The organism is Pseudomonas sp. TWR1-1-4 (assembly GCF_049897165.1).
GTDB classification, from domain to species: Bacteria; Pseudomonadota; Gammaproteobacteria; order Pseudomonadales; family Pseudomonadaceae; genus Aquipseudomonas; species Aquipseudomonas canadensis.
In genome coordinates, this window is sequence record NZ_JAFCVS010000010.1 from 66,473 (window position 1) to 81,297 (window position 14,825).

General features: G+C 61.1%; 14 protein-coding genes. 3 read left to right on the forward strand and 11 right to left on the reverse strand.

Annotated features, from left to right (window positions below; genetic code table 11):
- Window positions 1-11 precede the first annotated feature (11 nt).
- Genes ACP7C6_RS28595 through ACP7C6_RS28605 form a run of 3 tightly spaced genes read right to left on the reverse strand, consistent with a single transcriptional unit; the run spans window position 12 to window position 3,712 of the window.
- Entirely contained in the window at window positions 12-1,475 is a 1,464-nt protein-coding gene (locus tag ACP7C6_RS28595) for a D-aminoacylase (protein ID WP_323987625.1), read from the reverse strand.
- 1 nt (window position 1,476) lies between these two features.
- The gene (locus ACP7C6_RS28600; RefSeq protein WP_028617914.1) at window positions 1,477-2,337 is read right to left on the reverse strand and encodes a MurR/RpiR family transcriptional regulator; all 861 of its coding nucleotides are present in this window, start codon (window positions 2,335-2,337) and stop codon (window positions 1,477-1,479) included.
- 25 nt (window positions 2,338-2,362) lie between these two features.
- A complete protein-coding gene (locus tag ACP7C6_RS28605) occupies window positions 2,363-3,712 on the reverse strand; it encodes a gluconate:H+ symporter (protein WP_185035940.1) in 1,350 nt (449 codons plus the stop codon).
- Between the two features lie 248 nt (window positions 3,713-3,960).
- Between ACP7C6_RS28605 and ACP7C6_RS28610 the strand changes: the two genes are divergently transcribed.
- Window positions 3,961-4,341 (forward strand): lysozyme inhibitor LprI family protein, encoded by a 381-nt coding sequence (locus ACP7C6_RS28610; RefSeq protein WP_426109547.1) that lies wholly within the window; start codon window positions 3,961-3,963, stop codon window positions 4,339-4,341.
- Window positions 4,342-4,345: 4 nt separating this feature from the next.
- On the opposite strand, the gene ACP7C6_RS28615 is transcribed toward ACP7C6_RS28610, so the two are convergent.
- The 5 genes from ACP7C6_RS28615 to ACP7C6_RS28635 all read right to left on the reverse strand — a co-directional run bounded on the left by ACP7C6_RS28615 (window position 4,346) and on the right by ACP7C6_RS28635 (window position 9,381).
- Window positions 4,346-5,791, reverse strand: a complete 1,446-nt coding sequence (locus tag ACP7C6_RS28615; protein WP_028617917.1) for a SulP family inorganic anion transporter — start codon at window positions 5,789-5,791, stop codon at window positions 4,346-4,348.
- 209 nt (window positions 5,792-6,000) lie between these two features.
- Window positions 6,001-6,894 (reverse strand): NAD-dependent epimerase/dehydratase family protein, encoded by an 894-nt coding sequence (locus tag ACP7C6_RS28620; RefSeq protein ID WP_323987629.1) that lies wholly within the window; start codon window positions 6,892-6,894, stop codon window positions 6,001-6,003.
- A 103-nt stretch (window positions 6,895-6,997) separates the two neighbouring features.
- Entirely contained in the window at window positions 6,998-7,894 is an 897-nt protein-coding gene (locus tag ACP7C6_RS28625; RefSeq protein WP_028617919.1) for a LysR family transcriptional regulator, read from the reverse strand.
- Window positions 7,895-7,924: 30 nt separating this feature from the next.
- The gene (locus ACP7C6_RS28630) at window positions 7,925-8,515 is read right to left on the reverse strand and encodes an NAD(P)H-dependent oxidoreductase (protein ID WP_028617920.1); all 591 of its coding nucleotides are present in this window, start codon (window positions 8,513-8,515) and stop codon (window positions 7,925-7,927) included.
- Between the two features lie 101 nt (window positions 8,516-8,616).
- The gene (locus tag ACP7C6_RS28635) at window positions 8,617-9,381 is read right to left on the reverse strand and encodes a sulfite exporter TauE/SafE family protein (RefSeq protein ID WP_426109548.1); all 765 of its coding nucleotides are present in this window, start codon (window positions 9,379-9,381) and stop codon (window positions 8,617-8,619) included.
- 182 nt (window positions 9,382-9,563) lie between these two features.
- Here ACP7C6_RS28635 and ACP7C6_RS28640 point away from each other — a divergent pair, with 182 nt between their 5' ends.
- Window positions 9,564-10,454, forward strand: coding sequence for a LysR family transcriptional regulator (locus tag ACP7C6_RS28640; protein ID WP_126571423.1), 891 nt, complete (start codon window positions 9,564-9,566; stop codon window positions 10,452-10,454).
- On the opposite strand, the gene ACP7C6_RS28645 is transcribed toward ACP7C6_RS28640, so the two are convergent.
- Window positions 10,400-11,806 (reverse strand): amino acid permease, encoded by a 1,407-nt coding sequence (locus ACP7C6_RS28645; protein WP_028617923.1) that lies wholly within the window; start codon window positions 11,804-11,806, stop codon window positions 10,400-10,402. The genes ACP7C6_RS28640 and ACP7C6_RS28645 overlap by 55 nt on opposite strands.
- A 134-nt stretch (window positions 11,807-11,940) precedes the next feature.
- Window positions 11,941-13,191 carry a kynureninase gene (gene kynU / locus ACP7C6_RS28650; protein WP_426109549.1) on the reverse strand — a complete coding sequence of 417 codons (1,251 nt, stop codon included), beginning with the start codon at window positions 13,189-13,191 and terminating at the stop codon, window positions 11,941-11,943.
- A 144-nt stretch (window positions 13,192-13,335) separates the two neighbouring features.
- Here kynU and ACP7C6_RS28655 point away from each other — a divergent pair, with 144 nt between their 5' ends.
- Complete coding sequence (locus tag ACP7C6_RS28655) at window positions 13,336-13,809, forward strand: Lrp/AsnC family transcriptional regulator (RefSeq protein WP_016974903.1); 474 nt, start codon at window positions 13,336-13,338, stop codon at window positions 13,807-13,809.
- A gap of 56 nt (window positions 13,810-13,865) precedes the next feature.
- Here the strand turns inward: ACP7C6_RS28655 and catA are convergent, their stop codons facing one another.
- Window positions 13,866-14,795 carry a catechol 1,2-dioxygenase gene (gene catA / locus ACP7C6_RS28660; RefSeq protein WP_426109550.1) on the reverse strand — a complete coding sequence of 310 codons (930 nt, stop codon included), beginning with the start codon at window positions 14,793-14,795 and terminating at the stop codon, window positions 13,866-13,868.
- Window positions 14,796-14,825 lie beyond the last annotated feature (30 nt).

Consider the following 14,825-nt stretch of genomic DNA (forward strand, 5'->3'; position numbering starts at 1 on the left):
ATAAGCGTCCACTATAGAGGCGAAAAACCCCGACGCAAATCCCCACTGCGCGCCAGGAACCGACCCGGCCGCTGGCCGTTCGCCTGCCCATCGCTGTAGCTCAACACCCCGTTGACCCACACCCCATCGATGCCCTCGGCCGCGCGCTGCGGTTCCTTGAAGTCCGCCACATCGCGCACGCGCAACGGGTCGAACAACACCAGGTCGGCCCAGTGCCCTTCGCGGATTTCACCCCGCTCCGCCAGGCCAAAACGCGCGGCTGAAAGGCCCGTCATCTTGTGCACGGCGGTATGCAATGGGAACAACCCGACGTCGCGGCTGAAATGCCCCAATACCCGTGGAAATGCCCCCCACAAACGTGGATGTGGAAACGGGTCCTCGGGCAGCCCATCCGACCCGACCATCGACAACGGATGCGCCAGGATCCGTCGCACATCCGCCTCATCCATCCCGTAATACACCGCCCCTGCGGGTTGTAGCCGACGGGCTGCGTCCATCAACGAAACATCCCACTCAGCGGCGATGTCCTGCAAATCACGCCCGCCCATTTCCGGGTGTGGTGTCGACCAGGTGATGGTGATCCGAAAGGCGTCAGTCACCTGCTTGAGATCCAGGGTCGAAGAACTCGCCGCATAGGGGTAGCAATCACACCCCACGGGATGGGTTTTAGCCGCCAGTTCCAGCGACGCCAACAACTGCGGGCTACGCCCCCAGTTACCGGCGCCGGCACATTTGAGGTGGGAAATGATCACCGGCGCTTTGGCATGCCGGCCGATCAGGAACGCCTCGTCCATCGCCTCCAGCACCGGCTCGAATTCACTGCGCAAATGGGTGGTGTACACCGCGCCGAATGCGGTGAGTGCTTCACTCAGTTGCAGCACTTCATCGGTCTCGGCATTGAATGCACTGGCGTAGGCCAAGCCTGTGGATAAACCAAGGGCACCGTCTTCGAGACTCTCTTGCAACTGCGCGCGCATGGCGGCAATTTCATCCGCTGAGGCAGTGCGGTGCAGGTCATCCATGTGGTTGCTGCGCAGCGCCGTATGGCCGACCAACGCTGCGACGTTGACCGCCGGGTGAGCGTTCTCGATCGCCGTGCGATAGTCGGTGAAACGCGGATACACAAACGCCGAAGCACTGCCCAACAGGTTCATCGGATCCGGCGGATCACTGCGCAACGTCACCGGCGACGCGCTGATGCCACAGTTGCCGACAATCACCGTGGTCACACCCTGGCTCAGTTTGGGCAGCATCTGCGGATGGCGGATCACCACGGTATCGTCGTGGGTATGCACGTCGATAAACCCCGGCGCCAGCACACGTCCGCACGCCTCGATTTCATGCTCGGCCACAGCCGTCGACAAGTCGCCGATCGTCTCGATGCGCCCGTCGCGCAGCCCAACATCGGCGACGTAGCCTGGGGTGTTACTGCCATCAATGATCAGCGCCTGGCGGATCAACGTGTCGTACTTCATATCAGTCTCCAAGCGGCAGGCTGTCGGGGCCGCCGCGATAATCGTCCAGGGCCAGCTTGATCCGGCGCAGGCGTTCCTGGTTGTCGTCCGGCAGGGCCAATGCCAACTCGGTGGCGAGCAAGTCGATGGCCAGCAGCATTCCGTAGCGCGCCGCAGTGGGCTTGTAGATAAAACTGGTTTCGGCCGGTTGCAGCGGCAGCAGCACGTCCGCCAACTGGGCTAGGGGCGACTCGGCCAGGGTGATGGCGACAATGCGCGCGTCGTAGTTGCGTGCCAGCGTCACCACGTCCAGCAACTCGGGGGTGAGGCCGGTCAGGGAGCACACGATCAACGCATGCTCCGGTCCCAGCGTCGCCGCCGTGACGCGCATCATTACCGGGTCATGGCAGGCGGCAATCGGATAACCCAGGCGTACCAGGCGCACCTGCAACTCATCGCTGCACAGGCTCGACGGGCCGCCCATGCCGAACGCGTGGATCATCCGCGCCTTGCCCAGCAGGTTGACCGCATCGACAAAACCCGCCTGGTTGAACCCCGACAAGTGCTGACGCAACGTCGCCTCGATATCCCCCAGGATCTGCCGATGAAACGCCGATTGCTCCGGCAACCCCGCCGGGTCGAGGAAGCGACTGCCGACCCCGCTGGCCTGGGCTAATTGCAGACGCAAATCCCGCAGATCCCGGCAACCCACACTGCGCGCGAACCGCGACAAGGTGGCCGTACTGACCTCGGCCCGCTGGGACAACGCTTCCAGGCTGGCCGACGCGGCAAAGCCCACGTCCTCGAGCATCAGTTTGGCGATACGCCCTTCGCCGGCGCTGAAAGAGTCCTGGCGGGCGCGGATCTGGTAGAGGATGTCCATGGGCTCTCCGGTTACAAAATGCGGCTCATAAAACAAGAGACAGGCCGTAAGTCAGACCGAAGGCGACAACAGAAATCAGAGTCTCCAACACGGTCCAGGTCTTGAAGGTCTGGATCACCGTCATATTGAAGTATTCCTTGATCAGCCAGAAGCCGCCGTCGTTCACGTGGGAAAAGATCACCGAACCCGCGCCGGTGGCCAGCACCAGCAATTCAGGGTGTGGATAACCCAGGCCCATGGCAACCGGTGCTACCACACCGGACGCGGTGGTCATGGCGACGGTGGCCGAGCCCGTGGCAATACGCATCAGCGCGGCAAACAGCCAACCCATTACCAAAGGCGACAGCTGGAAAGCATGGGCCAGGCCGAGAATTTCGTTGGTCACACCCGCATCCACCAGGATGCGATTCAAACCGCCGCCCGCGCCCACCAGCAGGGTGATACTCGCGGTCGGCGCCAGGCATTCATTGGTGAACTTGAGGATCGATTCGCGGTTGAAGCCTTGGGCGATACCCAAGGTCCAGAAGCTGACAAGGGTCGCCACCAGCAGCGCGATCACCGAGTTACCGATAAACAACAGGAACTGATTGAAACCGGTGCCCGGCGTGGAAATCACGTTGGCCCAACCACCGATCATCATCAGCACCACCGGCAACAGGATGGTGCCCATGGTCAGCGTGAAACTCGGCAAGCGAGTACGCGGTTCGCGCTCGATGAATTGGCGTTCCAGCGGGTTTTCCGCCGGCAGATGAATACGCGGCACGATGAATTTGGCGTAGACGGGACCTGCGATGATTGCCGTCGGAATACCGATCAGGATGGCGTAGAGCACGGTCTGCCCCACCGACGCGTTGTACGCCAGCACTGCCATCATCGCCGCCGGGTGCGGTGGCACCAGCGCATGCACCACCGACAGGCCGGCGACCATCGGCAAACCGACCATCAGGATCGATACGCCTACACGCCGCGCCACGGTAAAAGCAATCGGCACCAGCAGCACAAAACCGACCTCGAAAAACAGCGGCAGCCCTACCAGGAAGGCGATGCACACCATGGCCCAGTGCGCATTGCGCTCGCCGAAACGGTTGATCAGTGTGCGCGCCACCTGCTCGGCACCGCCTGATTCGGCCATCATCTTGCCCAGCATGGTGCCTAGCGCCACCACCAGGGCAATGTGCCCCAGGGTCTTGCCGACGCCCGCTTCATACGAGCCCATGATGGTGTCTGCCGGCATCCCGGCCATCAGCGCCAGGCCAATGGACACCAGGGTGATGACGATAAACGGGTTGAGCCGGTAACGTGCTATCAGCACGATCAAAGCAATGATGGCGATGGCAGCGTATGCCAATAGCCCGAAGCCCGGTGATGCGGCCATGCGGTACTCCTCGGAAAGGGTCACGTCGAATTGGTTGTGAAACTCATAAATCATTACCGAAGAGTATTTTCAATTTTTATGAAAGTAATTTTCGCCCACGGATAAGCGCTGTCGCGCTGGGATATGCCCAACGGTCGCCTATGAAAATTCGGGGGGTGTTCTTACATGAAGATCAGAAGATGCTGGAAACTCAAACGCCGCCATCGAGTCATAGAATGCGCCTCCCCTCATGCCCAGGAAAACCGACCATGATTCGCACATCCCTAGCCGTCAGCGCTTTGTTTCTCGCCCTGTGCGGCAGTGCTGCGGCCGCTGATAACGCCGCGTTGAAAAAATGCATGGACAGCGCCAACACGACCGCGAACATGGTCAATTGCAACGCCAAGGAAGCCAAGGTCCAGGACACGCGCCTGAACAAGGCCTACAAGACCGCCCTCGCCGCCCAGGAAGGTGCGCGCAAGCAGCAACTGCAAGACGTGCAGCGCCTGTGGATAAAATACCGTGATGCCAACTGCGGCTTCGCCGGCTCCGCGACCGGCGGCACCATCGACCAGGTCAACGGCTCCGGCTGCGTGCTGGACATGACCCAGACCCGCGCCCAGGAACTCGAAGACCTGGTCGGGCCGTGATCACTTACTCATGATGGACCCGGGCGCGCTTGAGCAGTTTCTTGCAGCGCTCCGACAAATGCAGTACCCGCAGGTGCTTGCCGGCTTTGGTGTAACGCTCACGCAGGGTCATCAGCGCTGCAATCGCTGAATAGTCGACAAAGCTCAGGTGACGGCAATCCAGCGTCACCTGGGCCGGGTCGTTGGCCGGGTCGAACTGGTTGAGGAACGGCGTGGTCGAGGCAAAGAACAAGGTGCCATGCAGGCGATAGAGCTTGCTGCCATCGGCCTCCAGATGCTCATCGGCATACAGCTCGCGCGCCTGTTGCCAGGCGAAGTTCAGCGCCGCAATCACAATCCCGCACAACACGGCCGTGGCCAGGTCGGTGAACACGGTGATCACCGTCACCGCGATAATCACCAGCACGTCATTCAACGGCACTTTGTTGATCACCCGCAAGGACGCCCAGGCGAAGGTCTGCTGCGACACCACGAACATCACGCCCACCAGCGCCGCCAGCGGGATCCGCTCGATAAAGGGCGACAGGAACAGGATGAACAGCAGGATCATCACCCCGGCAAACACCCCGGAAAAACGCCCGCGCCCACCGGAGCTAAGGTTGATCACGGTTTGCCCGATCATCGCGCAACCGCCCATGCCGCCAAAAAGGCCCGAGACCATATTGGCCGCGCCCAGGGCTACGCTTTCGCGGTCCGGGTAGCCACGGGTCTCGGTGATTTCGTCGGTGAGATTCAGGGTGAGCAGGGTTTCCAGCAGGCCGACCATGGCCATCAGGAACGCGTACGGCGCGATGATGGCGAGGGTTTCCAGGGTCCAGGGGATTTGCGGCAGGGCAAAGGTGGGCAGGCCACCAGCGATATGGGCCATGTCGCCCAGGGTGCGGGTCGGCAGGCCGAGCAGGTACACCGCCAGGCCCACGCCGAGGATCGCCACCAATGCAGGCGGCACCGCGCGGGTGATGCGTGGCAACAGGTAGACGATGGCCATGGTCACCAACACCAGGCCGATCATCACGTACAGGGGCGTGCCGCTGAGCCAGTGTTCACCGCTCTTGAAATGCTCCAACTGCGCCAGGGCAATGATGATCGCCAGGCCATTCACGAACCCTAGCATTACCGGGTGCGGCACCATGCGCACCAGCTTGCCCAGGCGCAGCAGGCCGAAGGCGACCATGATCAACCCGCCCAGCAACACCGTCGCCAGCAGGTATTCCACACCGTGTTGCACCACCAGCGCCACGATCACCACCGCCATCGAGCCGGCCGCACCGGACACCATGCCGGGTCTGCCGCCGAACAATGCCGTAAGGGTGCAGATGATAAAGGCGCCATAGAGCCCCATCAGCGGATTAAGGTGAGCCACCAGGGCAAAAGCGATGCATTCGGGCAGCAGCGCAAAAGACGTGGTGAGGCCGGCCAGGGCATCGGCGCGCAGACGGGTGAGATTCATGAGGTACCAGGGCATTGCGGGGGATAAGGCGGGGAATGGTACGGAATTGAAGGGAATGGGGCTAGTCTCGAAGACCGTATCGTCCCCTTCGCGAGCAAGCCCGCTCCCACATTTGACCGAGTTCCGGCTTTGAAATGCAGTCAGTGTGGAAGCGGCGGTGCGACGATTCGACTTGCTCGCGAAAGAAGCGCCCCGGTATCAAGCGAACATCACACCATCTCGTGGCGTATCCACTCCACCACCGACGTACGCTTCGGCGCCCAGCCCAGCAGTTCACGGGCATGCTTGCCACGCACCCGGCTGTTGGAGCCCAGGCCATAGTTGGCCATTTCGTAGCCCCACTCGGCTTCAGCATCGGCCAATGGCCAATCCTGGGGTTTGCCCAGATCCAGGGCTTCGGCGATGGCGGTGGTCATGTCGATAAACGCCGCCTCGCTGCTTTCCACAAAGTAGAAGGTGCCCGGTACGTTCTTGTTCAGTGCCAGCAGGTACAGCGCCACCACGTCTTCAATGTGCACGTTGGACCAGATGTTCTGCCCACTGCCCACATGGCGCACCACCCCACTCTTGCGCGCCTGCTTGAGCAGACGCGGCAATTGCACGCTGTCGCGCTTCACGCCCAGGCTGTGACCGTAGATCAGGGTGTTGCAGATCACCGCCGAGTTCACGCCTTCGTTGGCAGCCGCCAGGATCAGGTTGTCGATAGCGACGCGAGCGGCCTTGTCGACGGTCGGCTCCGGAAGGTTGTCTTCGAAGTAGATGACATCGCTGGACTTGCCGCCCGACGCATCCCCCACGATGCTTGAACCGCTGGTGTGCAGGAATGGCTTGTTCGAGCCCTTCAACGCTGCCAGCAGGGTTTCCACGGCTGCGCGATGGTCGCTGCTTGCGGCATTGATCACGGCATCGGCCTTGTGCGCTTGCTCGGTCAATACAGCGGCGTCATCCAGAGTGCCGATCACTGGGGTGATACCCAATGCGGTCATCTCGGCCGCCTGCTCAGCGCTGCGCACCAGGCCAGTCACGCTGTGGCCTGCCTTGACCAGGCCGGTTGCGATGGAACCCCCGATAAAACCTGCTGCGCCGGTGACGAATACGTTCATGGAGAGTGCTCCTGAGTGAGTAAGTGATGGCACCAGTATCAAGGGCCGATCCCTGACGAATAAGCCCTTATTGCCCAATTCACTCTTGCGCGAAGGTCACGAATCAGCAGGCATACCGCGCCAGCTTGGCCTGGATGAAGTCGAGGAAACACTGGATGCGCAAGGCCAGCTGCGAGTTACGGTAGAACACCGCGTGGATCGGCTGACGATAACCGCTGTTGAAAGCTTCCAAGACCGGCACCAGGCGCCCGGCTTCAATGTCGTCGATGGTCATGAAGTTCGACAGGCAGCAGATGCCCTGCCCTTCCAGCGCCAAATGACGCACGGTTTCACCGCTGGACGCGGCCACGCCGGGCTGGATCAACCAGCGGTCGCCTTCCACATGGCGCAGCGGCCAGTGGTTGAGGGTCTCGGTCTGGGTGAACCCCAGCAAGGTGTGGTTCGCCAATTCGGCGACCGTAGTCGGCGTGCCGTACTGCTTGAGGTAGTCGGGGCTGGCGAGGATATGCAGCGGCGTACAACCGAGCGCGCGCGCATGCAGGGTGGAGTCGGCCAACGCACCGATGCGGATGGCGATGTCGGTACTCTGCTCCAACAGGTCGATGATCAGGTCATCGCTGTTCAGCTCCAGCTGGATATCCGGGTAAAGGCTGCGAAACTCTGCGATATACGGCACGATCCCATGCAGCATAAAGGGCACCGCCGCATTGATGCGCAGGCGCCCCGCCGGTTTTTTCTGGCGTGACGACAGGCGTTCTTCCAACTCGTCCATCTGCGCCAGGATCACCTTGGCCTGTTCGAAGAAGTACTTGCCTTCCTCGGTCAGGTCCATGCGTCGCGTCGTGCGGTTGATCAGCGTGGTGTCGAGCTTGGCTTCCAGGCGTGACAAGGTGCGGCTGACCGCCGAGGGCGTCTGCCCGACTTGTTCCGCGGCAGCGGAAATCGAACCGCATTCAATCACGCTGACGAAGATCTGTAGCTCATCGGATCGGGCTTTCACAGGCGCTCCTCGTTATCGGTTCACAGCAGCTTACACCGAGAAATTGAACACCTGCGCCAGATGCTGCTCATAGCGTGCTACGTCAGCCTCGATCGCCGGGCGCTTCATCACGTCCACGCACAAGAAGGTCGGCAGGCCAGTCATGCCAAGGAATTCGTTGGCCTTGTGGAACGGGAAATACACCGCGTCCACACCCTTGGCTTCGAAGAAGTCGGTCGGGTCGTCGAAGGCTTGCTGCGGCGCGTTCCAGGTCAGCGAGAGCATGTACTGCTTGCCCTGGATCAGGCCGCCGCTGCCATATTTCTGCGAGGCATCGGAGCGCGTGCGGCCGTCGCTGGCGTACAGGCTGCCGTGGCCTTCGGTGAAGACTTCGTCGATGTATTTCTTGACGATCCACGGCGCGCCCATCCACCAGCCGGGCATCTGGTAGATGATCACGTCGGCCCAGAGAAATTTTGCGACTTCTTCGGCCACGTCGTAGCCTTCGTCGATGTGAGTGACTTTGACGTCGAGGCCGGCGCGGTCCAGCACGGCCACGGCGGCATCATGCAGGGTGGTGTTGTAGCGGCCATCGGAGTGAGCGAATTTTTTGCCGCCGTTGAGCAGGAGGATTTTTTTCATGGGAAAATGTCTGCCGGCAGGCTATCGACATTGGCCCCTCGGAATAAGCGGCGGCACGGCAAAATACATTTGACCGCAAAGCACGAATGCACCACCCATTGTTAACCGCTGATCAGCAGATGCGCGCCCAGCAAGGCCATGCCGACGAAAAACACGCGCTTGAACAACACGGCACTGATGCGCTGACGCACCGCCTGGCCCAGCCACATGCCCAGCAGTGCCGGCACCAGCGCCAGCAGTGACGCGTTGATTTCCCCTCCACCGAGGGTGCCGCGCCAGGCCAGCCCCGCCGCCAATGCCAGGGTGGAAGCCGTGAACGACAGCCCCAGCGCCTGTACCAACTGATCACGGTTCAAGCCCAAGGCCTGCAGATAGGGCACAGCAGGAATCACGAACACACCGGTCGCTGAAGTGATGACTCCCGTGATGACCCCGCACAGAGGGCCCAGCCAACGTTCAGTCTCAGGTTTTACCTTGAGCGTCGGCAGGAACAATCCGCTCAGCGCATACACCAGCAACGCACCGCCCAACGCATGGCCCACCCAGCTTCCCCCGCTCATGCCCAGCCACAGCGTGCCAAACCCGGTGCCGAGGAAGATCAGCAGCAGCATCGGCCACAGGCGTTTGAGCAACGCACTCAGATGCCCACCGAACGCCAATTGCCACAGGTTGGTGATCGTCGAAGGGATGATCAGCAACGCCGCAGCCTGCGCCGGTAACATAGCCAGGCCGAGCAAGCCCATGGAGACTGTCGGCAAGCCCAGGCCGATCACACCCTTGACGGTGCCGGCCAGCACGAAGGTGCCGATCACCAGCAGGGTCAAGGCGGGGCCGATTTGTTGGTAGAACGCGAGGAAGGTACTCATGGGGGGATTGTGCGGCTTTTCGCTGAAGGCTGAAATTCGCCATATACTGAGGCAGCCTCTTGTTTTGTGATAGGCTGATGCCGCCTTCGCGAGCAAGCCCGCTCCCACATTTGAAATGCGTTCCAAATGTGGGAGCGGGCTTGCTCGCGAAGGGGCCAGTCCAGTCACCCGAGAACACCGGCATGCACTTTGACCTGATCGACCTGCGCCTTTATCTGCACATCCTCGACACCGGCAACATCACCGCTGGCGCCGGGCGCAGCCATTTGTCCCTGGCCGCCGCGAGTGCGCGTATCCGGGCGATGGAGGCTTCGCTGGGTATCGATTTCCTGGAGCGTAACCGTCGAGGTGTCACCCCAACGCCCGCCGGCAAAGCCCTGGCCCGCCACGCACGCCTGTTACTGCAACAGGCCGAACACCTGCAGCAGGACCTCGCGGAATACGCCAACGGCATCAAAGGCCAGGTGCGCTTGCTGTGCAACACCACCGCCCTCAGCGAATACCTGCCGGAACTGCTGGCAGACTTTCTATGCGAGCACCCCAACCTCGACATCGACCTGCAAGAGCTGCCAAGCCTGCGTATCACCCAGGCCTTGCGCCAGGGCACGGCGGATCTGGGGATCATCTCCGACGCCGTGGACACCCACGGCCTGCAGACCCAGCCCTTCCGTGATGACCCGCTGGTGCTGATCGCGCCACTGGATCATCCGTTCACCGAGGGGAGTTTTGTCGATAGCCTGCAACACGAATTTGTCGGCCTCGCCACGCACAGCGCGTTGACGGTTTACCTCGAAGAACAGGCACTGCACGCGGGTTTCCGCCTGCAGACTCGCATCCGTGCCGAGGGCTTTGACGGGGTGATTCGCATGGTCGCCCGTGGCGCTGGCTTGGGCATCGTGCCCCAAGCCGCGCTGGAGCGCTGGCCGCAGAAGCGCACCTTCAAGGCCCACCCTCTGCAAGAAGAGTGGGCCTGTCGGAAACTGCTGTTATGCGCGCGCTCGTTCGAACAGCTGCCCGGTTATGCCAAGGCCTTGTTCGACGCCTTGGCCCTGCCCTTGCGGAAAAACCCGTAATACACCGCCGACAGAATCAACAGGAACGGCACACCAAACACCAGGGTCATCTTGAACGCCTCGGTGAAATACGTGGTGATCATCACCGCGCCCATCAGCACCAGACCCAGCGACGTGCTGTAGGGAAACAGCCGCAGTTGGAACGACAGCTTCGGCCCACCGTGACGCTTGCGGTAGCGACGGAAAAACAGGTGGGTGAGGAAGATCATGAACCAGGTGAAGATCGCGCCAAACATCGAGATCGCCATCATCAGGGTGAACGAGCTTTCCGGGTACACAACGTTGAGCAACGTCGCCAGCGCAATGCCCGAGCTGGACAACAGCAACGCGTTCAGCGGGATGCCACTCTTGCTCAACGCACCCATGGATTTGGGGGCAAAGCCGGCGCGGGACAGGCTGAACATCATGCGGGTAGTGATGTAGAGCTGGCTGTTCATCGCCGAGAGCGCCGCGATCAGGATCACGAAGTTCATCACCCCGGTGGCGCCGGGAATGCCGATGGTCTGCATCACCGTGACGAACGGGCTCTGGGTTTGTCCAGCCTGGTTCCAAGGCACGATGGCCAGCATCAGCGCCAGGGTCAGCAGGTAAAACACCACCAGCCGCACGATGGTGGCGCGGAAGGCTTTCTTCACCGCCTGTTCCGGATCAGCGGCTTCACCGGCCGCCACGGCAATCATCTCCACGCTCAGGTAGCTGAAGATCGACACGATGACCGCGATCCACATACCGCTCAGGCCATGGGGGAAAAAGCCGTCGTGGGCCGTATAGTTCTGCACCCCGTATTCCGGGTTGCCGGAGCCGAACACCACGTACACGGCGAGGATAATGAAGCCGACAATGGCGCTGATCTTGATCGTCGAAAACCAGTATTCGAAGTTGCCGAAGGTCTTCACGCTGATCGCATTGAGCAGGATCAATACGCTGGAAAACGACACGATCCACACCCATTCCGGCACGTTGGCGAACCAGTACTTCATGTACATCGCCACCGCCGTGACCTCGGCGCCCACCGCCAGCACAATCGCCGCCCAGTAGGCATAACGCACCAGGAACCCGGCCAGCGGGCTGATGTAGAACTCGGCGTACGCACCAAAGGAGCCCGAGGTGGAATGGGCCACCGTCATCTCCGCCAGGCAGCCCATCAACAGCAAGGTGATCAATGCGCCAATGGCATAGCTCACCAAGACGCTGGGCCCGGCATAACCGATGGCGTAGGCGCTGCCCATGAACAGCCCAGTGCCAATGGCGCCGCCGATGGCGATCATGCTCATCTGGCCGGAAGTGAGCTGGCGCCGCAGGCCCAGTTCGCGGTGGGTGATCTCTGCAAAGCCGTTGTCTGGCGTGGTCACGTGGGGTGCCCCTTTATTATTGTGATTGCACAGGAAATTTGCGCCGTCCTGTGTAGGAGCCCGGCTTGCCAGCGATGGCGATCTCAAGGCCGCTATCGCCGGCAAGCCGGGCTCCTACAAGGGAGGGGTCGTTCTTAAGTGACGCTGTTGCGAACTTTGAATTGCGGCTGGTCCCAGGTGTGGTGGTCGAGGATGTCGCCGAGGATTTCTACGGCGTCAAACACCTCGGTAAAGCTGGTGTACAAAGGCGTAAAACCAAACCGCATGATGCGCGGCTCGCGGTAGTCACCGATCACCCCACGGGCGATCAAGGCCTGGATCACCGCGTAGCCTTCGGGGTGTTCGAAGCTCACATGACTGCCGCGCCTGGCGTGCTCACGTGGGGTGATCAACTTCAAGTCATGGGCAGCGCAACGGGCTTCGACCAACGCGATAAACAGGTCGGTCAACGCCAGGGACTTGCTGCGCAAACTCGCCATATCGGTCTGGGCAAAAATCTCCAGCCCACATTCAACCATCGCCAGCGAAGTAATCGGCTGCGTGCCACACAGGTAGCGAGCGATGCCGGCACTCGGTGCATAAGTCGACTCCATGGCGAACTGCCGGGTATGCCCGAACCAGCCTGACAACGGCTGGCGCACCACATCCACCAACGCCGGGTTGACCCACACAAACGCCTGGGAACCCGGGCCGCCGTTGAGGTACTTGTAGGTGCAGCCGATCGCATAATCGGCGCCCGCCTGATGCAGGTCGATAGGCACCGCGCCGGCCGAATGCGCCAGGTCCCAGATGCTCAGCGCACCGCACTCATGGCTCAAGGCGGTCAGCGCCTGCATGTCGTACATGTAGCCGGTCTTGTAGTTGACGTGGGTGAGCATCACCACCGCCACGTCCTGGTCGATGGCCTGGGGCAGTTCATCCGGGCTGCTCACCAGGCGCAGGGAATAGCCCTGCTGCAGCAGTTCGGCCAGGCCCTCGGCGATGTACAGGTCGGTGGGAAAGTTGCTCGCCTCGCTGACGATGACCTTGCGATGCGGCTGGCGTTGACGCTGCACAGTCAACGCGGCGCTCAGCACCTTGAACAGGTTGATCGAGGTGGTATCGGTGATCACCACTTCGTTGTCGCGCGCGCCAATCAACGGCGCCAGGCGATTGCCCAGGCGTTGGGACAAATCCGCCCAGCCCGCGCTGTTCCAACTGCGGATCAGCCCGTTGCCCCACTCTTCGGCAATCACCGCCTGCGCCCGCGCCAACGCCGCCACCGGGCGTGCGCCGAGGGAGTTACCGTCGAGGTAGATCACGCCCTGCGGCAAGGCGAACTGGCGGCGCAAGGGCGCCAGTGGGTCTTGGGCATCGAGGGCTTGGCAATGGCTTCGAGTGGTCATGGGCGATCCTGGTTTTTATAAGTAAGAATGGACCAAATAATGAACGAAGTTTTAGAGAATTTTCGTGCAAAGTGAGTAGCAACAGGCTAATTAAGCTGTAGGAAATTCGAATTTAACCCCTAAACACGCGGATTTATTCTAACCATGATTCTCGACGCCACCGACCTGCGCCTCCTGCATTTCCTGCAACAGGATGGCCGCATCAGCAACCAGGAACTGGCAGAAAAAGTCGCGCTGTCGCCGTCCGCCTGCCTGCGCCGTTTGCGCTTGCTGGAGAGCGAGGGAATCATCAGCGGCTATCGCGCGGTGTTGAACGCAGAGCAACTGGGGATTGAACTGGAGGCCATCGTCCACCTGTCTTTGCGCCAGGATGTGGAGGATTGGCATGAGACGTTCATCAAGAAGGTGCAGGGCTGGCCGGAAGTGGCCAGCGCCTATGTGATCACCGGCGCCAGCAACTATGTGCTGCGGGTGCAGGCACGCAACCTCAAGCACTTTTCGGACTTTATCGTGAACCACCTGAACCGCACGGCGGGGGTGATGGATATACGCTCGGAGATTGTGTTGCAGAAGATCAAGGACCGGGATGAGGTGCTTGACCTGGTCATCCGCAAATAGCGGCAACACCACAAAACTCTGTGGGAGCAAGCCCGCTCCCACATTTTTAACCGTGTTTAATCTTCCAAAGCACGCACGCGCTGCATGCGCTTTTGCTCTACCGGCGCATCCGCCACTTGCAACTCAAAGTCAAAATCAATCTGCGCAAACCGCCCTTCCACGCCAAACTCTCGCGCCAACTGCGGATCTTCACTGAAGCGAATCTCGGCGATCAACTCATCCCGCGTCGCATAGGCAAAATCATCATGCAGGTACGGGTCATCCGACAGGTTGATCTGCGTGGTCAGGTGCCGATGCCCCGGCGCCGAAATGAAGAAGTGAATATGCGCCGGCCGCTGCCCGTGGCGCCCCAGTTGATCCAGCAGTTGCTGGGTCGGCCCGGTCGGCGGGCAGCCGTAGCCGGATGGCACGATACTGCGGAATCGGTAGTTGCCCTGGGCATCAGTCTCGATGCGTCGGCGCAGGTTGAATTCGGACTGTGTCGGATCGAACCACGAATACGTACCACCGGTATTGGCCTGCCACACATCCACAATCGCCCCAGCCAGCGGCTTGCCTTCGGTGTCACGCACTTGCCCGCGCATGAACAGCGGCACCGCTTCATCGTTGCCATCATCCAACCGTGCCTCGACCTTCGACAGCGGCGCACCGGCCACATACAACGGGCCTTCGATGGTGCGCGGCGTACCACCGGATTTGCCGGCCTCCTCATCGGCCGCGTCCATCAACAGGTCGAGGTAATGCTCCAGGCCCAGCCCGGCGGCAAGCAGACCGGCTTCCTGGTTCTTGCCCAAGTCGTTCAGATAGTTGACCGCCTTCCAGAATTCTTCCGGGGTCACTTCCAGGTCTTCGATGATGTTCACGGTGTCGCGCAGGATCCGGTAAATCAGCGCCTTGGTGCGCGGGTTACCGCCGTCGTTGAGGTTGCCGCTGGCTTCTTCGAGAAACTGTTGGGCATGGGCAGTCTTGGACAGTCGGATGGACATGGTGCATTCCTCATCTTGTAGTTATTAGGG

Bases quoted from the DNA above. Each gene is read 5' to 3' on its own strand.
- ACP7C6_RS28595 (WP_323987625.1), bottom strand. From the start codon at position 1,475: ATGAAGTACGACACGTTGATCCGCCAGGCGCTGATCATTGATGGCAGT.
- ACP7C6_RS28600 (WP_028617914.1), bottom strand. From the start codon at position 2,337: ATGGACATCCTCTACCAGATCCGCGCCCGCCAGGACTCTTTCAGCGCC.
- ACP7C6_RS28605 (WP_185035940.1), bottom strand. From the start codon at position 3,712: ATGGCCGCATCACCGGGCTTCGGGCTATTGGCATACGCTGCCATCGCC.
- ACP7C6_RS28610 (WP_426109547.1), top strand. From the start codon at position 3,961: ATGATTCGCACATCCCTAGCCGTCAGCGCTTTGTTTCTCGCCCTGTGC.
- ACP7C6_RS28615 (WP_028617917.1), bottom strand. From the start codon at position 5,791: ATGAATCTCACCCGTCTGCGCGCCGATGCCCTGGCCGGCCTCACCACG.
- ACP7C6_RS28620 (WP_323987629.1), bottom strand. From the start codon at position 6,894: ATGAACGTATTCGTCACCGGCGCAGCAGGTTTTATCGGGGGTTCCATC.
- ACP7C6_RS28630 (WP_028617920.1), bottom strand. From the start codon at position 8,515: ATGAAAAAAATCCTCCTGCTCAACGGCGGCAAAAAATTCGCTCACTCC.
- ACP7C6_RS28635 (WP_426109548.1), bottom strand. From the start codon at position 9,381: ATGAGTACCTTCCTCGCGTTCTACCAACAAATCGGCCCCGCCTTGACC.
- ACP7C6_RS28640 (WP_126571423.1), top strand. From the start codon at position 9,564: ATGCACTTTGACCTGATCGACCTGCGCCTTTATCTGCACATCCTCGAC.
- kynU (WP_426109549.1), bottom strand. From the start codon at position 13,191: ATGACCACTCGAAGCCATTGCCAAGCCCTCGATGCCCAAGACCCACTG.
- ACP7C6_RS28655 (WP_016974903.1), top strand. From the start codon at position 13,336: ATGATTCTCGACGCCACCGACCTGCGCCTCCTGCATTTCCTGCAACAG.
- catA (WP_426109550.1), bottom strand. From the start codon at position 14,795: ATGTCCATCCGACTGTCCAAGACTGCCCATGCCCAACAGTTTCTCGAA.